Origin of the sequence: Cupriavidus sp. WGlv3, from assembly GCF_023952475.1 — a bacterium.
Lineage (GTDB): Bacteria > Pseudomonadota > Gammaproteobacteria > Burkholderiales > Burkholderiaceae > Cupriavidus > Cupriavidus phytorum.
Map to the genome: position 1 here is coordinate 425,229 of NZ_JALHRX010000001.1, position 22,533 is coordinate 447,761.

A 22,533-nucleotide genomic window follows, 5' to 3' on the forward strand; every position below is an offset into this window, starting at 1 on the left:
TCCTTGTTTTGGTGAGGCATCGATCGGGAATGCGTGGAATTTCAGCCGGCCTGCGCCGCGCCGTTCTCGCGCGCAAGCCCGGCCAGCAGCAGCTCGGCGCTGGCCACGTTGGTCGCGCACGGCACGTTGTGCACGTCGCAGGCGCGCACCAGCGCGTTGATATCGGGTTCGTGCGGCTGCGGCGTCATCGGGTCGCGCAGGAACACCACCGCGCTGACGCGCCCTTCGGCCAGCTGCGCGCCGATCTGCAGGTCGCCGCCCCACGGCCCCGACAGCATGCGCGAAACGTCGAGCCCGACTTCGTCGATCAGGCGCCCGCCGGTGGTGCCGGTGGCAAGCAGTTCGCACTGCGACAGGAAGTCGCGATGGCGTGCGGCGAAGGCGACGATGTCGTCCTTCTTGTGGTCATGGGCGATCAGCGCTATGCGGGGCATACGGGGCCGGGTCATCAGGGCGTCCTTTTGCGAGGTACGGGAAACGGGAGGAAACTGCTGGTCAGAACGTGCCAGGGAAAGCGCCGCCGTCGAGCAGGATGTTCTGGCCGGTGATGTAGCCGGCATGGCGGCTGCACAGGAAAGCGCAGGTGGCGCCGAACTCGGCCGGCTCGCCGAAGCGGCGCGACGGGTTGGCCGCGGCGCGGCGCTGCGCCACTTCCTCGACGCTCAGGCCGGCCTTCTTCGCGCCGCCTTCCATGGTCTTGAACAGCCGGTCGGTATTGAACGGCCCCGGCAGCAGGTTGTTGATGGTGACGCCGTGCTGCGCCACTTCGCGCGCGACGCCGGCAACGAAGCCGGTCAGGCCGGAGCGCGCGCCGTTGGACAGGCCCAGCACATCGATCGGCGCCTTGACCGCGCCGCTGGTGATATTGATGATGCGGCCCCACTTGCGCGCGATCATGCCATCGACGGTAGCCTTGATCAGCTCGATCGGGGTCAGCATGTTGGCGTCAAGCGCGGCCAGCCAGTCGCTGCGCTCCCAGTCGCGGAAATTGCCCGGCGGCGGGCCGCCGGCGTTGTTGACCAGGATGTCGAGGTCGCCGAGTTTGGCGGCGGCGTCCAGCGCCGCCTTGCGGCCCTCGGGCGTGGTGATGTCGGTCGCCACCGCGATCACGCGGCGGCCATGGCGCGCGCGCAGGTCGGCCGCGGCCTTTTCCAGCGCCTCGGCGCCGCGCGCCACGATCACCACGTCGACGCCCTCGGCCGCCAGCGCGTCGGCGCAGGCGAAGCCCAGGCCCTTGCTGGCGCCGCATACCAGCGCATGCTTGCCGCGCAGTCCCAGATCCATGTGTTTCTCCCTAGTCTGTTGTCTGTGACGGACCCGCGCCGGGCGGGCCCGCAAATCAGTTTTTCCTTGCCGACAGCAAGTACATGCCGCCCAGCACCAGCGCGCTGCCGGTCAGCTGCACACCGCTGACGGGCTCGCCGAGCAGCCAGAAGGCCAGCAGCAGCGTCGACACCGGCCCGATCATGCCGGCCTGCGACGCCATCGGCGCGCCGATGCGCGACACCGCCACCATGGTCAGCGACACCGGCAGCACGGTGCAGAACACCGCGTTGACCAGCGACAGCCACAACACCGGCGCCGGCTGCGCCAGCTCCGCCAGCGGCCGGCCCAGCACCAGGTACTGGATCACGCAGCAGGCGGTCGACACGCACATGGCATACGCCACCAGCCGCAGCGAACCGATGCGCCGCACCAGCTCGCCGCTCAGGATCAGGTAGATACCATAGGTGATGGCGCTGCCCAGCACCAGCGCGCCGCCCAGCCACACCTGGCTGCCGCTGACATCGAGGTCATGCGCGAACACCAGCACGATGCCGGCATAGGCCAGCAGCAGCGACAGCCACTGGTGCCTGCCGATCGGCCGGCGCAACAGCAGCGCCGTAGCCAGCAGCACGAACGACGGCGTCAGGAACAGGATCAGCCGCTCCAGTCCGGCGGTGATGTACTGCAGCCCTATGAAGTCCAGGAAGCTGGACAGGTAGTAGCCGATAAAGCCGAGAAACACCACCCGGCCCCGGTCGGCCCACGACAGCGGCGCCAGCCGGCGCGACTGCCACCAGCCGATCGCCATGAACAGCGGCACCGCGAACAGCATGCGCAGCGTGATCACCATCACGGCATCGACGTTGTAGCGGTACATCAGCTTGGCGACGATCGCCTTGGCCGAAAACAGCACCGCGCCCACGGCGGCGATGACGAGACCGGAGCGCTGCGGCGAAGGCAGCGCGGCGGGCATGGCGAGAGACTTGTGGGAGGCGGGCACGAAGAATACGGGGGAAAGCGGACCGGCACGGCGGCCCCGCAAAACGACCCGACGATTGTATTCGAAAAGGCGCGAGGGCATCGGACGCCGCCCCGGCCGCGCGCGCCACCTGTTTTGCGGCCTTCCTCGGTATACTCTGGGTCACCTTCAGCCACCGCGCCTGCTTCGTGCCCCAGCCCGCCGACACGCCTTCCGGCAAGCCCGCCGCCGACTATGACTTCACCGAGCAGGTGGGCCACCTGCTGCGGCGCGCCTACCAGCGCCATGTGGCGATCTTCCAGCAGACCATCCCCGATTCACAGCTGACCGCGGCGCAGTTCGTGGTGCTGTGCGCGGTGCGCGACCGGCAGCCGTGTTCGATGAACGAGGTGGTGCGCGCGACCGCGATCGACCAGGCCACGGTGCGCGGCATCATCGACCGGCTCAAGTCGCGCAAGCTGATCGCGGTCTCGCATGATCCCAACGACCGGCGCAAGGTGGTTGTGACGGTCACGCCCGCCGGGCTGGCCCTGATCGACGAGACCGTGCCGTTCGCGAAGGAAATCTCGGAGCAGACCTTCGGCAGCCTGAATCCGGCCGAGCGCGTGGCGGTGACTTACCTGCTGCGCAAGATGAGCGAGATTGACGAGGGGAATGGCGGCTAGCGCCGCCGAGGGTTTTCTCCCCTCTCCCGCTTGCGGGAGAGGGAGTACACAATCAGCTTTTGTTTGCGGACATCGATGCCATCGCCGCCAGCACCGTCTCCGGCACGAACGGCGGCCGGCGCAGGCGCACCCCCAGCGCATCGAACAATGCATTGGCAATCGCCGGCGCGCCCGGCAGCGAGGCCGATTCGCCCGCGCCTAGCGGCGGCTCTGACTGGCGCGGCATCAGCACCACCTCGATCGGCGGGATTTCCGGGAAGGTCAGCAGCGGATAGCTGCCCCATTCGCGGCTGGCGACACCGTCGGCATCGAAGCGGACCTGCTCCTTCAGCACGCGGCTGAGGGTCTGCACCACATTGCCGTGGACCTGGTGGCGCACGCCGTCGGGATTGACGACCATGCCGGTGTCCTGCCCCACCACCACCTTGTCGATGGTGATGCGGCCCGTGCCCGCGTCCACGGACAGGTCCACCACCCACGCGGCCCAGGCCGCGCCGAAGCCGGGAAAACGGCTGTGGATGTAGCGCGCGTAGGCCACGCCCCGGCCGCGCAGCCGTCCTTCGGCATCCGGCACGCCGCGCGCTCCGGCCGCGCCGCGCTGCCAGCCGGCCGCGTCGGCGACGGCGCGCAGCAAATCCGCGGCGCGTTCATCCGGCAGGTGGCGCAGGCGGAATTCCACCGGATCGGCGCCCGCCTCCGCCGCCAGCTCGTCGATCACGCTCTCGTGCGCGAACGCATTGGGCAGCGCCGACACGCCGCGCAGCCACGACGCGCGCACGATCGCCGGCGTGTCGTCGCAGCCGATGCGGCGTGCGGCATACGCGTAGGGCGGCACCGCGGTGCGGTCGCCCATCTCAAGCGTGCGCGGCGCGTTGGGCACGACTCCGGTCAGCACCAGCGCCAGCGTGGGCGCGTCGTTGGACGGATAGCGGCTGGTGAAGTCGTAGCCGAGCAGCGCGCCATCGGCGCCGAGCGTGGCGCTGACATCCATCAGCTGGGCCGCGCCCTTGGGCTCCCACAAGTGTTCCTGCTCGCGCGACAGCTGCACGCGCACCGGCCGCCCCACCGCACGCGACAGCAGCGCGGCGTCGGCGCAGACGTCGTCGGCACAATTGCGGCCGTAGCAGCCGGCGGCCTCCATGCGCACGATCTCGATGCTGTCCTCGCCGAGCCCGCACAGCCTGGACAGGTCGATACGCAGCATGTGCGGGTTCTGCGTGCCGGACCATACCGTCAGGCCCTCGTCGTGCCAGTCGGCCACGGCGCAGGACGGGCCGATGGAGCCGTGCATCTGGTACGGCCACACGTAGCGACGCTGCAATACCGTACCGGCGCCGCCGGCGGGCAGGTTGCCCTCGCTCAGCAGCTCGCGCCGCGTGGCCGGGTTAGCGCGCAGCGCCGGCTCCGGGTCGTCCAGCGCGGGCAACGGCGGCACCGGCTTCCAGTGAACGCGCAGCCGGCGCGCGGCCTGCACCGCATATTCCTCGCGCTCGGCCACCACGCCGACAAAGTCGCCCTGCACCACCACCTCGACCAGGCCGGGCAAGTCGCGCACCGAATCGCGGTCGATGGCCAGCAGACTGTTGCCGACGAAGGTGCCGCTGTCGCGCCCGGCATACGGTGGGCGCACCACGCGGCCGTGCAGCATGCCGGGGACGCGCACGTCGTGGACGAAGGTCAGCGCCCCGCGCGCCTTGTCGGGGATATCGACGCGCGGCGCCGCGCGGCCGACGATGCGGTAGGACTCGACCGGCTTGACCGGCACGTCTTCGGCCAGCGGCAGCTCTACGTGCTCGCCGGCCACCAGCGCGGCGTAACGGATGCTGGCCTGCGTGCCGCGCACGCGGAATACGCCGCTCTCCGCTTCCAGCGCGGAGGCGTCGACGCCGAGCTGCAGCGCCGCGCGCGCCAGCAGCCACGCGCGCGCCTGGGCCGCCGCGCGGCGCAGCGGCAGCGCCGAGATCTGGATCGAGGCGCTGGCGATGGTCGGGCCCTGGTTGGGCGTGGCCTCGGTATGGCCCAGCACCATGCGCACGTGATCGAGGGGTACATCGAGTTCTTCGGCGACGATCTGCGCCAGCGCGGTGCGGATGCCGGTGCCGAGGTCGACGTGGCCGTTGAAGGCCAGCACCTCGCCGCTGTCGCGCACGGCGATAAACAGGTCCGGCAGCGCGGGCACATAGTCCGACGCCGCGCCGGGCTGGCCCGGCGCCGGGCGCGCGGCCGCCTGCGGGGCGCGCGTCACCAGCAGCACGCCGGTGGCCTGCAGCAGCGCCAGCCGCAGTGCGCGTGGCGTGGCGGCGTCGGCCTGTGCCGGGGGTTGCAGCTGCGTTGCCGTCATCGTTTCATTCTCTCCGTCACCGCTCACCTGATCTGGCCAAACCGGGCCACCGTTATACTGCGCCAACAGGCACCCAGCAGAACCACCCACCATGACCACCAAGACTCCGGCCGCGCCCGCCACCCCGCGGGCGGCAGCCGGCACCCGGGCCCGGCAGGCGCAGGACAGCCGCGAGCGCATCCTCAAGGCTGCCATCAAGGTCTTCGCCCAGCGCGGCTACGACGGCGGCCGCATCGAACGCATCTCGTCGCTGGCCAAGACCTACGACCGGATGATCTACTACTACTTCGGCAGCAAGGAGAAGCTGTTCGTCGAAGTGCTGGAGACCATCTACCTGCAGCTCAACCAGGCCGAGCAGCAGCTGGAGCATGAGCTCGATGCCGCCGACCCCGTGCGCGCGCTGTCGCAGCTGATCGACTTCGTCTGGCAGTACTACCTGGACCATCCCGAGTTCGTCGCCATCCTGACCAGCGAGAACATGAGCCAGGGCAAGCACGCAAAGAAGTCGGTGCGGCTGCGCGAGATCTCCAGCTATGCGCTGTCGGTGCTCGACGGCATCCTTGCGCGCGGCAAGGACGCCGGGCTGTTCCGCGCGGACGCCGGCGCGCGCGACGTGTATATGGTGATCGCTTCGCTCGGCTACTTCTATAACTCCAACCATCATACGCTCAGCGCCTTCCTGGGCGAGCCCATGATGAGCCCGCCCGCGCTGGCGCACTGGCGCGATGTGATCCAGCAGACCGTGCTGCGCACGGTGGCCGTGCCCGGCGCCGTGCCGGAGGCGCATGTGCCACCCGCCGCCGCGCCGCGCAAGGCGGCACGCGCCAGGCGCGCGGCGGCAGGCTGAGACCGGCACGGGCGCCATCGGCCAGGCTCAGGCGGCGGCGCGCACGCCTGCCATTTGCGCCAGCGCCTGGTCGCGCGTCAGCACCGTGGCGTATTTCTGCGCCATGTCGAACAGGTTGGCCTCGTGCGGCCCCAGTGCGCGGTCGCCCACGCAATCCGACACCACCAGCGGGCGGAACCCCAACGACATGGCATCGACCACGCTGGCGCGCACGCAGCCGCTGGTGACGCAGCCCGCCACCAGCAGCGTCTGCACGCCGCGCTGCGTCAGCCAAGCCGCCAGCGAGGTGCCGAAGAACGCCGACGGCACCGTCTTGCGCACCACCAGCTCGCCCGCCGCGGGCGCCAGCTCGGGCACGATCTGGCTGTTGTGGCCGTCTTCCTTCAGCGTCAGCATGCCCGGCACCTTGAGCGTGAAGATGTTGTGGTCGCTGTCGTCGTCGGCGAACACGATGCGGCTGTGCGCCACCGGCCAGCCCTGCTCGCGCGCGGCGCGCAGCAGCGGCTGGGTGTTGCGGATGGCTTCAGGGATATTGCCGCCGCCGAACACCGCCGGATCGGCAAAGCCGTTGACGAAGTCGATGATCAGCAGCCCGTACGGCGCCTTCAGTTCCATCGCCGCGCCGAAGCCCTGGCGCTGGTAAGTCTGCACTGCGTCATCCATGGCGCGAGTCCTTGTCTGCCTGATAGAGCGAGGCGGCCGGGGCATGGTGCCCGTCCATCACCTTGCCGCGCACCACCACCGGCTCGCCGTCGAGGCTGACGGTGCAGTGACGCACGGGGATATCGATATGGCAGGCGGTGGTGCGGCTGCCGCCGGCTTCGTTGTTGGGGCCGAACGAGCACAGGAAGTTGCCCTCGTAGGCGCGTGCATCCATGCCGATGGTGGCCTCGCGGTCGTACATCGCCAGCGCCGACCAGCTCGCGCGCGGCTGCAGGCCCCAGCCGATATGCGACATGGCATACGCTTCCGGATCGTTGAACGAGGCCATGTAGTCGGCCAGCAGCTCGGCATCGACGCCGCCTTCGATGCGGCGCACGTAGCCGGCCTCGACCGTGATGCGGATCGGCGCCTGCAGATACGACTTCATCGGCAGCAGGATGTCGCCGCGGTCCAGCACGATGGTGCCGTCGGTGCCGCCCTCGTCGGGCCAGGTCAGCACGAAGCCGCTCGGCCAGTGGTCCCAGCGCCCGGGCTCGTCGACAAAGCCATACTCGCTGATCGCGGGAAATTCGCCCAGGCGGCAGCGCAGGTCCATGCCGGCATCGGACACGATATGCATCTCGCGCGCCTTGCCCAGCCGCTGCGTGGCGGCCTTGACGCGCGCGCGGTCGGCCTCGGTCGGCACCAGCCGCGCCAGCACCTCTGGGGGCTCCACCGCCAGCAGGATCTTGGTGCCGCCGGACAGGATCTCGTGCTGCTCGGGCGAGAACAGCAGCGTCATCAGGTCCAGCACCAGGTCGCTCGCCTTCAGCGCGGCGATCGCCGCCGGATTGCCGGTCAGCGGCGTGGTGCCCAGGTAGGCCAGCGCATCGCGGCTCAGCGCCTTCTCGCCGTTGACGGGCGGCAGGTCGAGCCGGTTGACGATGGCGCCCATCGACTGCGCCGCCACCATTGCCGTGCGCAGCGTCTGCGGATGCGTCGCGGCGCCGGTGAGCACGGTGACGGTCTGTCCGCGCTGCAGCTTCGACAGCGTCAGCACCTGCTTCCACGCTGCCGTCAGGTCGTAATCGCTTACGGGCATGTTCGCTCCCTATCCATCAATTCAGCGTTCAATTCAGCGACGCGCCGAGGAAATCGCCGAAGGCGCGGTAGAAGCCGGCCTCGTCGTCCCACGGGATCATGTGCCCGGCATTGGCGACGTGCGCGACCAGCAAGCCCGGCAGCAGCGTGCGCATCTCCTGCACGTCTTCCGCGCGGATCACGTCGCCGCGGCCGGCGGTCATCAGCAGCGCCGGCACGGCGAGCTGCGGCAGGTCGGCGTGGATGTCGTCCTCGTGGAAGCCGTTGAAGCTGGCCAGGATCGCGCGCTCGTCGCAGGTATGCAGCCATTGCGCGCGCAGGCGCAGCTGGTCCTCGGTCCAGGTCGGGCAGAAGGCGCGCATGCCTTCGGCGTCGATGCCGTGCTGCGCCAGCCGGATCGAATCGATGTACCACGGCAGTTGCGACGGGTAGGCGCGGCGCCCCGGACCCGACACCGGCGGATCGACCAGCACCAGCCGCGTCAGGCCCGCGGGCTTGGCGCGCGCGGCGCGGATGCCGATGCGCGCGCCCATCGAATGGCCGACCACGGCATAGCGCTGCAGTCCCAGCGCCTCGGCAAAGGCGACCACGTCGGCGGCCTGCGCATCGAGGCCGTAGTCCAGCTCCGGGCCGGACTGCGACAGGCCGCGGCCGCGCACGTCGAGCACATAGGTATCGAACTGCTGGCCGAAGCGCTCGCCGACAAAGCCCCAGGTCACCGCGGGACTGGTGATGCCCGGCACGATGATGACGGCATCGCGCTGCGCGCGCGCGCCCGCCTGCCCGCCATAGCGCAGGTAGTGCTGGCGGATGCCGTTGGCGTGGACGTGGGCGCCGTAGAGAAAGGTGCTGTCTGCCATGGCCCGCTCCTTCAGTACGCGCCCGACAGCAGCGCGCCGGCGCCCGGCACCACCGGCTCCAGCCCCAGGCGCTTGAGCAGCGCATAGGTGGTGGCAACGGCGGCGGTGACGACCGGCTTGCCGGTCATGGCCTCGACCTTCGCTACCGCCGGCAGCGACGGCATCTGCACGCAGGCCGACAGCACGATCACGTCGGCATCGGCGGTGTTCATCTGCGCAACGATCTCCGGCAGCCTGGCCGGGTCATGGCGGCCGACCTCCAGGTTGTCGGGGATCTCCAGCGCGCGGTAGTCGACCACCTCGTAGCCTTCATTGCGGATGTAGTCCACCACCAGTTCGGTCAGCGGCTTCATGTACGGCGCCACCACCGCGATGCGCTTCGCGCCCATCACCTTGAGCGCATCGACCAGCGCACCGGCGCTGGTGATCACCGGCGCGTCGCCGCCGTTCTCGGCGGTATGCGCCTGCAGGCGCTGCTCGGAGACACGGTGGTAGCCGTGGCCCATCGCCATGATCGCCACCAGGCAGGCGTAGCCGAGCACGTCGACGCGGGCGTCGCTCAGTTCCACCGCGCAGCGGTCGGATTCCGCATCCATCGCGGCCAGTTCTTCCTTGACCACCTTCTTCATCCGCATCCGGCTCGAGTGGAAGGTGAAGCGCTCCGGGCGCACCAGCTGGCGCGCGGCCAGCATCGCCGGGATCTCGGTTTCCATGGTGGTGTTGGAGCTCGGCACGATCTGGCCGATTCGGAAAACTGTCTGCACTGTCGACTCCGTCATCTGTTTGTCTGCCCTTGGTTGCGCTTTGGTCGCGCTCGCGGTCGGTCTGCCTGCAGCAGGCCTAGGGGCCTGCATGCTGCGAACGATTGTAGTGTACACACTTTATATAGGCAAACACATTCTGCATCGGCAGCGATTCACTCGTTCAGTGCACACTGAATCCATGAATCCCTGTTTTTGCGCATGATTTCGCCATTGCAGCGCATCATTGCAATGAGATCACATCGACATCAGGGTTTTCCATAGGATCGCAAAGTTTCGCCTTTACCTTGATATTTTGAGTGTGTACACTCGTTTCAACGGTCGGCCGCATGGCCGCGCCAGCCCCCATCGACCTTGTGTCATTGCCAGGAGAAATAACGTGCAAGGCAAACCGCGAATCGCAGTTGTCGGCGCCGGACTCGGAGGAACGGCCGCGGCCGCCCTGCTGCAGCGAGCCGGCTTCCAAGTCAGGCTGTATGAGCAGGCACCGGCGTTCTCGCGCCTGGGCGCGGGCATCCATGTCGGGCCCAACGTGATGAAGATCATGCGGCGCATCGGCATCGAGGACGCGCTCAACGACATGGGCTGCCACCCCGACTACTGGTACAGCCGCGACGGCGTCACCGGCGAGGTGATCGCGCAGATCCCGCTGGGCGACTATGCGGTGCGCCACTACGGCGCCAGCTACCTGACCGTGCACCGCGGTGACTTTCACAAGCTGCTGACTGACGCCGTCGCCCCGGGCACGCTGTTCTTCGACAAGAAGCTGGAAAGCGTCACCGACCAGGGCGATGTGGTGCAGTTGCGCTTCACCGACGGCACGGTCGAAGAGGCCGATATCGTGATCGGCGCCGACGGCGTCAACTCGCGCATCCGCGAGACCCTGCTGGGCGCCGAGCCGCCCAAGTACACCGGCTACGTCGCGCACCGCGCGGTGTTTCCGATCTCGCGCGTCAAGGGCTTCAAGCACGACCGCTGCACCAAGTGGTGGACCGATGACCGCCACATGATGGTCTACTTCGACACCAGCAAGCTCGACGAGATCTACTACGTCACCGGCGTGCCCGAGCCCGAATGGGACATGAGCAAGAGCTGGGTGCCGAGCAGCATCGAAGAGATGCGGGCGGCCTTCGACGGCTGGCACGAAGGCGTGCAATCGCTGATCGAAGGCACGGTCGAAGTGACCAAGTGGCCGCTGCTGGAGCGTGACCCGCTGCCGCTGTGGAGCCGGGGCCGCCTGGTGCTGCTGGGCGACGCCTGCCACCCGATGAAGCCGCACATGGCGCAGGGCGCCGCGATGGCGATCGAGGATGCCGCCATGCTGACGCGCTGCTTCACCGAAGCCGGCACCGACGACTACGCCAGTGCCTTCGCGCTGTATGAAGCCAACCGCGCCGAGCGCGCCGGCAAGGTCCAGCTGGTTTCGCACAACAATACCTGGCTGCGCAGCAACGAGAACCCGGACTGGTGTTTCGGCTACGATGTGTTCAACGTGCCGCTGGTGTCGGCCGGGAGCAAGCCGCTGTCCGAAGCCGCCTGACCGCCTGACCGCCCTGCCCGCCGCCGCCCCTCGCCAGAATGGGGCGCGGCGCTGCGATGCGTGATGTTCAAACCGCCCCCAGCCCCCGATGAACACGCCCCGCCCCCTGACCCTGCAGGTCAACCACGCCGAGCACACGCTGGACGTGGCGCCTGACACGCCGCTGCTCTACATCCTGCGCAACGACCTGTGCTGCAACGGGCCCAAGTACGGTTGCGGCCTGGGCCAGTGCGGCGCCTGCACGGTGCTGGTGGACGGGCTGCCCGCGCGTTCGTGCGTGCTGCCGGTCAAGGCCGTGGTGGGCCACGCGGTGACCACGCTCGAGGGCCTGGGCACGGCACAGCATCCGGACCCCGTGCAGCAGGCGTTTATCGAAGAACAGGCCGCGCAATGCGGCTACTGCCTGAACGGCATGATCATGACCGCCAAGGCGCTGCTGGCGCAGAACCCCGATCCCGACGAAGCCCAGATCCGCGAAGCCTTGCGCTTCAACCTGTGCCGTTGCGGCACGCATGTGGAAATCGTGCGCGCGGTCAGACGGGCCGCGGTGCTGCAGCGGCAGGCCGCACAAGGGGCAGCGTCGTGAGCGCCGGCATCGTGCAAGCGACGGCACCGGCCACGGCACTGGCCGCCGGACTGCCGCCGGGCGCCGCCGATTGCCTCGTGGCCCATGTACTGACCCCCCCGGGCCTGCGCTGGGTCGGCGGCGAGCCGCTCGCGGCGCGCCTGCTGCACGCGGAGCGCGACGCCGCCCTGGCGCTGCCCGGCATCCGCGCGGTGGTGGTCCGCAATAACTTTGCCGGCGTGGCCGCGGTCTCGGCCGCCCAGGCCGCCGACGCGGCACGGGCCCTGCGGGCGCGCTGGTCTGGTCCGCCGCGCGCCGACGCCACCCCTGCGGCGCGCCACACAGTGGCGCAACGCGGCGATGCCGCCGATGCGCTCGAACACGCCCGCGCATCCAACACGCAGCACTACCAATGGCCACTGGCGGGCACCCGCGACGATGCCTGCTGCACCGTTGTCGCCGACTGGCGCGACGGCACGCTGACCGTATGGCTGCCCGCCACGCGCCCCGGCGCACTGCGCTCCGAGCTCGCTGCGTTGCTGGGGATCGCGCCAACGCAAGTGCAGCTGGTCTGCTGGCAAGCGCCCGACGACCGCGCCGACCCCGCGCTGCTGGCGCCGCACGCCGCCGCCGATGCGGCCCTGCTGGCCCACGCCACCGGCCAACCGGTGGTGCGCCGGCTGCGCGCCGCCGAGGTTGGCCTGGCCGAGGCCGCGCTCGATATCCGCGTCGATAGCGCACGCACCGGTGCCACCGTCGACGCCTATGCCGCCACGCTGGCGAGCGCCACGGCGCCGGCGTCGCCGCTGGCGCTGTGGCTGACCCATACGCCGGCGCCGGTGACGGACAGCATCGATGCGGGCCATGGCGGCGACGCTGCGCTGCCGCCGTATCGCATCCCGCATGTCGAACTCGCCGTGTCCGGCGACCCGGCTGCATTCGCAGCCGCGCCGCTGACGGCAGCGCGCGCGCAGGTGTTCGCGCGCGAATCCCATCTGGACGAGCTTGCCGCCGCCAGCGACGCCGACCCGGTGGCGCTGCGCCTCGCGCATCTGGACGACCCGCGCGGTGCCGCGCTGGTGCGGCAGGTGGCCGAGCGCGCCGGCTGGCACCTGGACGCCAATGCCGCCGCGCCACGCGCCAGCTCGGCCGCGGGCAATGTGCGGCGCGGTCGCGGCTTTGCCTACGCCCACACCATCGACCATGACGCCGGCCAGAGCTGGTCGGCGTGGGTCGCGGAAGTCGAGGTCGACGGCAGCACCGGCGAGCTGGCGGTCACGCGCGTCACGGTCGGCCACGACAGCGAATCGCTGCCGCCACCGCAAGCCGCCGCGATAACGCGCTCGATGCCGCGCTCGATCGAGCGGGACGTGGCCGCAACCGCGCTGCAGCTGACCGCCGCCACGACGGCGTTCGACACCTGGCCGGCCGACACGCGTGTTGCCCGCGAAAGCTTGCCGACCATGCCGGCACAGGCGCTGCCGGAAGTGCGGCTGGCCGGCACGCTGGCCACGCACGATGCACTGGCTGCCGGTCCCACGGACTCGATGCCGGCGGCCGCCGCCGTCGCCAATGCCATCTTCGATGCCACCGGCGTGCGCCTGCGCAAGCCACCGTTCAGCGCCGAACGCATCCGCCTGGCACTGGCCGAGTCCAATCCCGGCAACCAACGCAAGAAGCGCGGCTGGATCGCAGCGGCGGCCGCCGCCGCGGCCGGGGTGTGCGCCACGCTGTTGCCCTGGCGCGCACCGATCGCACCGGTAGCGCCGCCCGAGCCCGGCTTCTATTCCACCGCCACGCTCGAGCGCGGCCGGCTGGTGGCCGCTGCCGGCGACTGCGCGGTCTGCCATACCGCGCCGGGGGGCGCGAAGAACGCGGGCGGCCTGCCGCTGGAAACGCCCTTCGGCACGGTCTACAGCACCAACATCACGCCGGATGCGCAGACCGGCATCGGCAACTGGTCGTTCGCCGCTTTCGAGCGCGCCATGCGCGAAGGCATCCACCGCGACGGCCGGCGCCTGTATCCGGCCTTCCCGTACACGGCCTTCGCCAAGATCAGCGATGGCGACATGCAGGCACTGTACGGCTATCTGATGTCGGCCGAGCCGGTGACATCCGCCGTGCCGCAGACGCAGCTCGCCTTTCCGTTCAACCTGCGGCCGCTGCTGGCCGGCTGGAACCTGCTGTTCCATCGCAATGAACGCTTTACGCCGGACCCGTCGCGCTCGGCGCAATGGAATCGCGGCGCGTACCTGGCCGAGGGGCTGGGCCACTGCAGTGCCTGCCATTCGCCGCGCAACGCGCTCGGCGCCGAGCAAGGCGGGCGCCGCTACCTGACCGGCGGCAGCGCCGAAGGCTGGGAAGCGCCGGCGCTGACCGCGCTGTCGCAAGCCCCGGTGCCGTGGACCGAGGCCGCGCTGTTCACCTACCTGCGCGGCGGCTATGCGCCGCACCATGGCGCCGCCGCGGGACCGATGGCGCCGGTGGTGGAAGAGCTCGCGCAACTGCCCGAGGACGACGTGCGCGCGATCGCGCATTACGTGGCCTCGTTCGGGGCGCCCGCACCGGCACCGTCGGTGCTGGCGGCGCAGGCGGCGCAGGTCGAACAGCGCAGCCAGCAGGCCGCGCGCACGCTGGGCGGTCCCGCCGAACGCCTGTACCAGAGCGCCTGCGCGGTCTGCCACCAGTCGGACCAGGGCATCGCGCAGTTCGGCGTGAAGCCGTCGCTGGCGCTCAATACCAACCTGCACAGCAAGCTGCCGGACAACGTGATCCAGGTGCTGCTACGCGGCATGCCGGCACCGCCCAACAGCGAACTGGGCGCGATGCCGGGCTATGCCGACACGCTCGACGACCAGCAGATCGCGCAACTGGCGCAGTACCTGCGCGCGCGCTTTGCGCCCGACAAACCCGCATGGCAGGACCTGGAGAACACCGTCGCGCGGCTGCGCGCGGCGCCTGCCCACTGAATCGCCGGAGCAACGTGCACCACGCTGGCGGGCCTTGCGCAGCGGCGCCGGGCGCGTGGGCGTGACCGAGCCTGCGCCAGCCGGCCGGCGCGCGGGAAAACCCCGAGGAGAGAAACGCAATTCGGCCTTGCCCGCCAGTTTCATGTAGCTTACGCTGAACGATCATGTAGTGCGCACTACATGAGTGCCAGCGCGCACGCAGCGGTGCCTCCCCGCACAAGGACGGCGCGCCGGAAGCGGCGGACAAGAACACAAAACCATAAAACCGGCCCGATACATCACCGGACACGCTGGCGCGGGGCTTGCATGGTTCCGCCAGACCACCGGCGCACCGGGACACCGGGCGGGCCTGACCAAACCAAGGGTAGACAACCAGGAGTGACTATGTCGTATCAGTACCAGGAAGCTGTTGCAGGCGTGCTACCGGGTTAGTTCTAGCCTCGCCAGGTGGAAGCCATCGCCCCCGACGCATTCCGCAGCAGATGGCATCACGTGCCAGCCTGCTTCGCCCCGCGCGTGCTTCCGAGTTCCAGAATCAGCCTATAACGAGACAGGTAGACAAACATGTCGTCATCCATTTCATCCATGGCCACCACGACCATCCCGGACGCCACGCTAGGCTCGGCCCCGCAGCCCAGCGCGCGCGCAGCGTCGTCGCAACCGATCACGATCGAGCAAGGCATCCGCGCGGCCGGCGTCGGCCGCTTCCAGTATCGGCTGTTCGTCATATTCGGCCTGGTGTGGCTCGCCGACGCGATGCAGGTGCTGTCGATCGGCTTCACCGCGCCGTCGATTGCGGCCACCTTCGGCATTCCGGTGCCGACGGCGCTGCAGACCGGCACCATGTTCTTCGTCGGCATGCTGATCGGCGCGTTCGTGTTCGGCCGTCTGGCCGACCGCATCGGCCGCCGCCCGGTGCTGATGATGGCGGTGGTCATCGACGCCATCTGCGGCGTCGCCTCGGCCTTCGCGCCGGACTTCCAGTGGCTGCTGCTGCTGCGTTTCCTGACCGGCATCGGCGTCGGCGGCACCCTGCCGGTCGACTACACCATGATGGCCGAATTCCTGCCGTCGGACCGGCGCGGGCGCTGGCTGGTACTGCTGGAGTCGTTCTGGGCGGTCGGCACCATCCTGCTGGCGATCCTGGCGCTGATCGCGGTGTCGCGCGGCGACGATGCCTGGCGGCTGATCTTCCTGGTGACCGGCATCCCGGCGCTGGTCGGCGTGGTGTTCCGCTTCTTCGTGCCCGAGTCGCCGCTCTACCTCAATAAATCGGGGCGCTCGGACGAGGCCCGCGCGGTGCTGCAGCGGGTGGCCGCGGCCAACCGCGTGGCGGTGGAGATCGGCGCGCTGCAGCCGCAGAAGATGGAGCGCAAATCGGTGTTTGCGCTGTTCGCCGCCGGTTGCCGGCGCCGCACCGTCTGCCTGCTGGCCGCGTGGATGCTGATCTCGATCGCCTACTACGGGGTCTTCGTCTACCTGCCGGTGAAGCTGGCGGGCCAGGGCTTCGGCTTCATGCGCGGCCAGGTGTTCCTGATCGTGCTGGCGCTGGTGCAACTGCCGGGCTTCGCGCTGGCTGCGCACGGGGTCGAGCGCTGGGGCCGCAAGCCCACCCTGATCGGCTTCCTGCTGCTGAGCGCGGCCGGCTGCATGCTGTACAGCCTGGGCCAGTCCCCGGCGCTGGTGATCGGCTCGACCCTGCTGATGAGCTTCTCGCTGCTCGGCACCTGGGGCGCGCTGTACGCCTTCACGCCGGAGGTGTATCCGACCGACCTGCGCGCCAGCGGCATGGGCACTGCGGGGGCGATGGCGCGTTTCGGCGGGCTGTTCGCGCCTTCGATCATCGCGCCCATCATGGCCAGCCAGTTCACGCTGGCACTGGCGCTGCTGTCCTCGTTCCTGGCCGTGGCGGCGCTGGCGATCTTCCTGGTCGATATCGAGTCGAAGGACCGCGCGCTCGACTAGACGAAGGCGCCACGGGGTAGCAGCGGGGCCGCGGTCACGCGCCTGCCGGGTGCGGCGGCCCGCTTCCATTACAATCCGGCTGCAACGGCGCGGCGCGCGAGCCCCAACCGGCCTCGCGCGCCCGCTTCACTCGCCATCCCGCCGAGCCCTCGCCGCCAGCCATGAAACAAGACCCGCGCTTTCCCAACCTCTTCATCCTCGACCACCCGCTGATCCAGCACAAGCTCTCGCACATGCGCGACAAGGAAACGTCGACGCGCACGTTCCGCGAGCTGCTGCGCGAGATCACGCTGCTGATGGGCTACGAGATCACCCGCAACCTGCCGCTGACCACGCGCCGCATCGAAACCCCGCTGGTCGAGCTGGACGCGCCGGTGATCGCCGGCAAGAAGCTGACCATCGTGCCGGTGCTGCGCGCGGGCGTGGGCATGAGCGATGGGCTGGTCGAGCTGATTCCGTCGGCGCGCATCGGCCATATCGGCGTGTACCGCGACGAGCAGCACCGCCCGGTGGAATACCTGGTGCGCCTGCCGGCGCTGGAAGACCGCAGCTTCATCCTGTGCGATCCGATGGTCGCCACGGGCTATTCGGCCGCGCACGCGGTGGAAGTGCTCAAGCGCCGCGGCGTCAAGGACGAGGCCATCACCTTCGTCGCGCTGGTGGCCGCCCCCGAGGGCGTTGAAGTGTTCCAGAAGGCGCATCCGGGCGTAAAGCTGTTTGTCGCCTCGCTCGATAGCCACCTGGATGCCGATGCCTATATCGTGCCCGGGCTGGGCGATGCGGGCGACCGGCTGTTCGGCACCAAGAACTGACGGCACGGACGCGGGCTGGCCGGCGCTTGACCGGCCTCAATAGCCCGCCTGCAGCGGCTCCCTACACTGGCGGCAAGCCGGCGAGACCTCGCCGCGTCCAGCGTCCACACATACAGGGAGCCACGCATGGAAGCCTTCAAGATCCTGTTCAGTACCAGCACCGGGCTGATGAGCCTGGGCGTGATCGTCTTCATCATCGGCATGGGCTGGTTCTTCGCCCGCCTGTTCGCGCGCAAGATGCGCGAGGATGCTGAAGCGGCGAAGGCGCGCGACGCGGCGCAGCGGCGCTGACGCCCGAACCACCGCTGGTGCACTCCCTCTCCCGCTTGCGGGCGAGGGAAGCAAACCGGCAGAGCGCTCTTACTTCTTCTTCCCCAGCAAACTCCCCAGCACGCCGCGGATCAGCTCGCGCCCGACCTGCGAGCCCACCGTGCGCGCCGCCGACTTGGCCATCGATTCCAGGATCGAATCGCCGCGGCCGCTCTTGCCGGTGCCCTTGGTCAGCGTGCCGAAGATATCGCCAGCGGTGCCCAGCCAGCCGCTGTCCTGTTCACCCGCCTGCTGCCCGCCCGGCGCGCCGCCATTGGCCACCGTCGGCACGCTGCCGCGCAGCTTTTCATAGGCGGATTCGCGGTCGACGGCCTTCTCATAAGTGCCGGCCACCAGCGAGTTGGCGATCAGTTGCTTGCGCTCGTCCTCGGTCGCGGGGCCGATGCGGCTGCCCGGCGCCAGCACCCAGGCGCGCTCGGTCACGCACGGCGTGCCCTTGGCGTCGAGGAACGACACCAGCGCCTCGCCCACGCCGAGTTCGCCGATGGCGGTTTCCAGGTCCAGCTTCGGGTTGGCGCGCATGGTGGTGGCCGCCACCTTGACCGCCTTCTGGTCGCGCGGGGTGAAGGCGCGCAGCGCATGCTGCACGCGGTTGCCCAGCTGCCCCAGCACCGTATCCGGGATATCGACCGGGTTCTGCGTGACGAAGTACACGCCCACGCCCTTGGAGCGCACCAGGCGCACCACCTGCTCGATCTTGTCGAGCAGCGCCTTGGGCGCGTCGTTGAACAGCAGGTGGGCCTCGTCGAAGAAGAACACCAGCTTGGGCTGGTCCAGGTCGCCGGCCTCGGGCAGCTTCTCGAACAGTTCGGACAGCATCCACAACAGGAAGGTCGCGTACAGCCGCGGCGAGTTCATCAGCTTGTCGGCGGCCAGGATATTGACCACGCCCTGGCCCTTGTCGGTCTGGATAAAGTCTTCCAGGTTCAGCATGGGCTCGCCGAAAAACACGTCGCCGCCCTGCGATTCCAGCGCGATCAGCCCGCGCTGGATAGCGCCGACCGAAGCGGCCGAGATATTGCCGTATTCGGTGGTGAACTGGCTGGCGTTGTCGCCGACGTACTGCAGCATCGCGCGCAGGTCCTTGGCGTCGAGCAGCAGCAGGCCGTTGGCGTCGGCAATGCGGAACACCAGGTTCAGCACGCCCTGCTGCGTATCGTTCAGCTCCAGCATGCGCGACAGCAGCAGCGGCCCCATGTGCGAGACCGTGGCGCGCACCGGGTGACCCTTCGCGCCGAACACGTCCCATAGCGTGGTGGGGCAGCCGCCCCAGACCGGCTCGGGCAGGTTCAAGTCGGCGAGCCGCTGCTTGAGCTTGCCCGACGGCTGGCCCGGCTGCGAAATGCCGGTCAGGTCACCTTTGACATCCGCCATGAACACCGGCACCCCCAGGCGCGAGAACCCCTGCGCCAGCGTCTGCAGCGTGACGGTCTTGCCGGTGCCGGTGGCGCCGGTGATCAGCCCGTGCCGGTTGCCCATCTGCGGCAGCAGCACCAGTTCATGTTCGGCATTCTTGGCGATGAGGATGGGGTCGGCCATGATGTTCCTGGATTCCGTGAGGGTCGGTTAGGTCTGGGCGGCGCAGGCAGGTCCGCGTGATAAAATCCTGGGCTGATTATAGCCAGCCGCCAGGCATATCCGTCACCTGGCGCGCGCCGCCCGCCGGCCTTGCCGATGCAGCCGCGGCGCGCCTGGCGACCCCGCACAACATCACCGCAGATCACCGCATTCCGCTTCGGAGAGAATCATGGCCGGTCACTCGAAATGGGCCAATATCAAACACAAGAAAGCCGCCGCCGACGCCAAGCGCGGCAAGATCTGGACCCGCCTGATCAAGGAAATCACCGTCGCCGCCAAGCTCGGCGGCGGTGATCCCGACTCCAACCCGCGCCTGCGCCTGTCCATGGACAAGGCGATGGACGCCAACATGCCCAAGGACAACATCCAGCGCGCGATCCAGCGCGGCGTGGGTGGCCTGGAAGGCGTGAACTACGAGGAAATCCGCTATGAAGGCTACGGCCTGAGCGGCGCGGCGATCATCGTCGACTGCCTCACCGACAACCGCACCCGCACCGTGGCCGAAGTGCGCCATGCGTTTTCCAAGCACGGCGGCAACATGGGCACCGAGGGTTCGGTGGCGTTCATGTTCACCCACTGCGGCCAGTTCCTGTTCGCCCCCGGCACGCCGGAAGACAAGCTGATGGACGCCGCGCTGGAAGCCGGCGCCGACGATATCGTCACCAACGACGACGGCTCGATCGAAGTCACCTGCCCGCCCAACGATTTTTCGGCGGTCAAGGCCGCGCTGGAAGCCGCCGGCTTCAAGGCCGAAGTTGCCGACGTGGTGATGAAGCCGCAGAACGAAGTCAGCTTCAGCGGCGACGACGCGGCCAGGATGCAGAAACTGCTCGACGCCCTGGAAAACCTGGACGACGTGCAGGAAGTCTTCACCAACGCGGTGATCGAAGACTAAAACGGTAACAAGCTCCCCAACGGCGGCAGCCCGGCTTTCAAGACCCAGCTGCCGCCTTTTTGCATGCGTTTCTTTTCTGGCAGTGGATCATGAAAGTATTGGTTGTCGGCTCGGGTGGACGTGAACACGCGCTGGCCTGGAAATTGGCCCAGTCGCCCAAGGTGCAGGTGGTGTACGTCGCGCCGGGCAACGGCGGAACCGCGCTCGACAAGCGCCTGCAGAATGTTCCGCTGACCGATCCTGAGGTCATCGCGGCCTTTGCCGAGCGGGAAGGCGTGGCCTTTACCGTGGTCGGCCCCGAGGCCCCGCTGGCAGCGGGCATTGTCGATATCTTCCGCGCCAAGGGGCTGCGCATCTTCGGGCCCACCCAGGCCGCGGCGCAGCTGGAATCGTCCAAGGATTTCGCCAAGGCCTTCATGCAGCGCCACGGCATTCCTACCGCCGCCTACCAGACCTTCGCCGACGCCACCCAGGCGCATGCCTACATCGACGCGCAGGGCGCGCCGATCGTGATCAAGGCCGACGGCCTGGCCGCGGGCAAGGGCGTGGTGGTGGCGATGACGCTGGAGGAGGCGCACCAGGCGGTCGACATGATGCTCGACGGCAACAAGCTGGGCGACGCCGGCGCGCGCGTGGTGATCGAAGAGTTCCTGGAGGGCGAGGAAGCCAGCTTCATCGTGCTGGTCGACGGCAAGAACGTGCTGGCGCTGGCCACCAGCCAGGACCACAAGCGCCTGCTCGACGCCGACGCCGGCCCCAACACCGGCGGCATGGGCGCGTACTCGCCGGCGCCGGTGGTCACGCCCGCGCTGCACGCGCGCGCGCTGCGCGAGATCATCCTGCCGACGGTGCGCGGCATGGAAAAGGATGGCATCCCGTACACCGGCTTCCTTTACGCCGGCCTGATGATCGACAAGGACGGCAACCCCAAGACGCTGGAATTCAACTGCCGCATGGGCGATCCGGAAACCCAGCCGATCCTGGCGCGCCTGAAGACCGACCTGGTCGACGTGATGGAGGCCGCCGTCTCCGGCAAGCTCGACAGCATCGAGCTGGACTGGGACCGCCGCACCGCGCTGGGCGTGGTGATGGCCGCCTACAACTACCCGGACAGCCCGCGCAAGGGCGATGCCATCACCGGCATCCCGGCCGAAACCGACGACAGCGTGACCTTCCACGCCGGCACCACGCTCAAGGACGGCACCTTGCTGACCTCGGGCGGGCGCGTGCTGTGCGTGGTCGGCCTGGCCGACACCGTCAAGGCCGCGCAGCGCGCCGCCTATGCCGCGGTCGAGCAGATCCGCTTCGACGGCATGCAATACCGGACCGACATCGGCTACCGCGCCATCAAGCGCTGACCGGCCGCCGGCGGCCCCTGGCGACTAACAGGCCGCCCAGCCGGTACAATCGTGACAATGCTGTGACGCAACCGGCAGCCGACTGGCTGCCGGAGTGCCATCCGGCCGGTCCATTCGTCGGTTCATCCGATTCAGCCCACCATGATCGATTCCCAGGCAGTCCGTGCCTATCTGCTCGGTCTGCAAGACCGCATCACCGATGCCATCGGTGCCATCGACGGCCAGCCGTTCCTGACCGACACCTGGGAGAAACCGCCCACCGAACGCCTGCGCGGCAGCGGCCGCACCCGCATCCTCGAAGGCGGCGCGGTGATGGAGCGCGCGGGCGTGGGCTTCTCGCACGTCAGCGGCGACACCCTGCCGCCGTCGGCCACGGCCAACCGGCCGGAACTGGCGGGGCGCAGCTTCGAGGCCATGGGCGTGTCGCTGGTGTTCCATCCGCGCAATCCCCATGTGCCCACGGTGCATATGAACGTGCGCTGCTTCCTGGCGGTAAAGCCGGGGGCGGAACCGGTCTGGTGGTTCGGCGGCGGCATGGACCTGACGCCCTACTACGGCAACGCCGACGACTGCAGCCACTTCCACCGCACCTGCCGGGAGGCGCTGGCGCCGTTCGGCGACGAACTGTATCCGCGCTTCAAGCAGTGGTGCGACGAGTATTTCTTCCTGAAGCACCGCAACGAGGCGCGCGGCATCGGCGGCATCTTCTTCGACGACTTCTCCGCGCTTGGCTTCGAACGCAGCTTCGCCATGATGCAGGCGGTCGGCGACGCCTTCCTGGACGCCTACCTGCCGATCCTGCAGGGCCGCAAGGACACGCCCTACGGCGAGCGCGAACGCGCGTTCCAGGCCTACCGGCGCGGGCGCTACGTCGAATTCAACCTGGTGTTCGACCGCGGCACGCTGTTCGGCCTGCAATCGGGCGGACGCGCCGAATCCATCCTGATGTCGATGCCGCCGCTGGTAAGCTGGCGCTATGACTGGCAACCGGAACCGGGCAGCCCCGAAGCGGCGCTGTACACCGATTTCCTGCCGGCGCGCGACTGGGCCTGACGGCTG

20 protein-coding genes are annotated in these 22,533 nt (G+C 69.0%); 11 read left to right on the forward strand and 9 right to left on the reverse strand.

What is annotated here, in order from left to right; translation table 11 throughout:
* Positions 1–41 precede the first annotated feature (41 nt).
* Genes MKD38_RS02035 through MKD38_RS02045 form a run of 3 tightly spaced genes read right to left on the reverse strand, consistent with a single transcriptional unit; the run spans position 42 to position 2,239 of the window.
* Complete coding sequence (locus MKD38_RS02035; RefSeq protein WP_252674421.1) at positions 42–449, reverse strand: methylglyoxal synthase; 408 nt, start codon at positions 447–449, stop codon at positions 42–44.
* 46 nt (positions 450–495) lie between these two features.
* Positions 496–1,284: an SDR family oxidoreductase gene (locus MKD38_RS02040; RefSeq protein WP_012352178.1), complete on the reverse strand. Its 789-nt coding sequence runs from the start codon at positions 1,282–1,284 to the stop codon at positions 496–498.
* A gap of 55 nt (positions 1,285–1,339) precedes the next feature.
* A complete protein-coding gene (locus MKD38_RS02045; RefSeq protein ID WP_252674422.1) occupies positions 1,340–2,239 on the reverse strand; it encodes a DMT family transporter in 900 nt (299 codons plus the stop codon).
* Positions 2,240–2,433: 194 nt separating this feature from the next.
* On the opposite strand from MKD38_RS02045, the gene MKD38_RS02050 reads away from it, so the two are divergent.
* On the forward strand, positions 2,434–2,910 hold the full coding sequence (locus MKD38_RS02050) for a MarR family winged helix-turn-helix transcriptional regulator (protein WP_018007004.1): 477 nt from the start codon (positions 2,434–2,436) through the stop codon (positions 2,908–2,910).
* A gap of 52 nt (positions 2,911–2,962) precedes the next feature.
* Here the strand turns inward: MKD38_RS02050 and MKD38_RS02055 are convergent, their stop codons facing one another.
* Entirely contained in the window at positions 2,963–5,251 is a 2,289-nt protein-coding gene (locus MKD38_RS02055; protein WP_252674423.1) for a xanthine dehydrogenase family protein molybdopterin-binding subunit, read from the reverse strand.
* A 91-nt stretch (positions 5,252–5,342) separates the two neighbouring features.
* Here MKD38_RS02055 and MKD38_RS02060 point away from each other — a divergent pair, with 91 nt between their 5' ends.
* A complete protein-coding gene (locus tag MKD38_RS02060) occupies positions 5,343–6,098 on the forward strand; it encodes a TetR/AcrR family transcriptional regulator (protein ID WP_252674424.1) in 756 nt (251 codons plus the stop codon).
* A gap of 27 nt (positions 6,099–6,125) precedes the next feature.
* Here MKD38_RS02060 and MKD38_RS02065 read toward each other — a convergent pair whose 3' ends face one another.
* The 4 genes from MKD38_RS02065 to MKD38_RS02080 are packed head-to-tail and all read right to left on the reverse strand — an operon-like array spanning position 6,126 to position 9,465.
* The gene (locus tag MKD38_RS02065; protein WP_252674425.1) at positions 6,126–6,761 is read right to left on the reverse strand and encodes an N-carbamoylsarcosine amidohydrolase; all 636 of its coding nucleotides are present in this window, start codon (positions 6,759–6,761) and stop codon (positions 6,126–6,128) included.
* The gene (locus MKD38_RS02070; protein ID WP_252674426.1) at positions 6,754–7,842 is read right to left on the reverse strand and encodes a 2,5-dihydroxypyridine 5,6-dioxygenase NicX family protein; all 1,089 of its coding nucleotides are present in this window, start codon (positions 7,840–7,842) and stop codon (positions 6,754–6,756) included. The genes MKD38_RS02065 and MKD38_RS02070 overlap by 8 nt, the downstream gene beginning before the upstream one ends.
* A 28-nt stretch (positions 7,843–7,870) precedes the next feature.
* Positions 7,871–8,701: an alpha/beta fold hydrolase gene (locus MKD38_RS02075; RefSeq protein WP_252674427.1), complete on the reverse strand. Its 831-nt coding sequence runs from the start codon at positions 8,699–8,701 to the stop codon at positions 7,871–7,873.
* Between the two features lie 11 nt (positions 8,702–8,712).
* Positions 8,713–9,465, reverse strand: coding sequence for a maleate cis-trans isomerase family protein (locus tag MKD38_RS02080; RefSeq protein WP_371925611.1), 753 nt, complete (start codon positions 9,463–9,465; stop codon positions 8,713–8,715).
* A 376-nt stretch (positions 9,466–9,841) separates the two neighbouring features.
* Here MKD38_RS02080 and MKD38_RS02085 point away from each other — a divergent pair, with 376 nt between their 5' ends.
* The 6 genes from MKD38_RS02085 (at position 9,842) to MKD38_RS02110 (ending at position 17,604) form a co-directional block, all read left to right on the forward strand.
* Entirely contained in the window at positions 9,842–11,002 is a 1,161-nt protein-coding gene (locus tag MKD38_RS02085; protein ID WP_252674428.1) for an FAD-dependent monooxygenase, read from the forward strand.
* Positions 11,003–11,090: 88 nt separating this feature from the next.
* Positions 11,091–11,588, forward strand: coding sequence for a (2Fe-2S)-binding protein (locus MKD38_RS02090; RefSeq protein ID WP_115679747.1), 498 nt, complete (start codon positions 11,091–11,093; stop codon positions 11,586–11,588).
* Complete coding sequence (locus tag MKD38_RS02095; protein WP_252674429.1) at positions 11,585–14,536, forward strand: c-type cytochrome; 2,952 nt, start codon at positions 11,585–11,587, stop codon at positions 14,534–14,536. Before MKD38_RS02090 ends, MKD38_RS02095 begins: the two co-directional genes overlap by 4 nt.
* A 564-nt stretch (positions 14,537–15,100) precedes the next feature.
* Positions 15,101–16,501 (forward strand): MFS transporter, encoded by a 1,401-nt coding sequence (locus tag MKD38_RS02100; RefSeq protein ID WP_252674430.1) that lies wholly within the window; start codon positions 15,101–15,103, stop codon positions 16,499–16,501.
* A 161-nt stretch (positions 16,502–16,662) separates the two neighbouring features.
* Positions 16,663–17,313, forward strand: a complete 651-nt coding sequence (gene upp / locus MKD38_RS02105; protein WP_012352165.1) for a uracil phosphoribosyltransferase — start codon at positions 16,663–16,665, stop codon at positions 17,311–17,313.
* A gap of 126 nt (positions 17,314–17,439) precedes the next feature.
* Positions 17,440–17,604 (forward strand): DUF3149 domain-containing protein, encoded by a 165-nt coding sequence (locus MKD38_RS02110; RefSeq protein ID WP_252674431.1) that lies wholly within the window; start codon positions 17,440–17,442, stop codon positions 17,602–17,604.
* 69 nt (positions 17,605–17,673) lie between these two features.
* Here MKD38_RS02110 and MKD38_RS02115 read toward each other — a convergent pair whose 3' ends face one another.
* On the reverse strand, positions 17,674–19,182 hold the full coding sequence (locus MKD38_RS02115) for a helicase HerA-like C-terminal domain-containing protein (RefSeq protein ID WP_252674432.1): 1,509 nt from the start codon (positions 19,180–19,182) through the stop codon (positions 17,674–17,676).
* Positions 19,183–19,390: 208 nt separating this feature from the next.
* Here MKD38_RS02115 and MKD38_RS02120 point away from each other — a divergent pair, with 208 nt between their 5' ends.
* The 3 genes from MKD38_RS02120 to hemF all read left to right on the forward strand — a co-directional run bounded on the left by MKD38_RS02120 (position 19,391) and on the right by hemF (position 22,527).
* On the forward strand, positions 19,391–20,116 hold the full coding sequence (locus tag MKD38_RS02120; protein WP_252674433.1) for a YebC/PmpR family DNA-binding transcriptional regulator: 726 nt from the start codon (positions 19,391–19,393) through the stop codon (positions 20,114–20,116).
* Positions 20,117–20,205: 89 nt separating this feature from the next.
* Positions 20,206–21,474 (forward strand): phosphoribosylamine--glycine ligase, encoded by a 1,269-nt coding sequence (purD, locus tag MKD38_RS02125; protein WP_252674434.1) that lies wholly within the window; start codon positions 20,206–20,208, stop codon positions 21,472–21,474.
* A 141-nt stretch (positions 21,475–21,615) separates the two neighbouring features.
* Positions 21,616–22,527, forward strand: a complete 912-nt coding sequence (gene hemF / locus MKD38_RS02130; protein WP_252674435.1) for an oxygen-dependent coproporphyrinogen oxidase — start codon at positions 21,616–21,618, stop codon at positions 22,525–22,527.
* Positions 22,528–22,533: the final 6 nt, after the last annotated feature.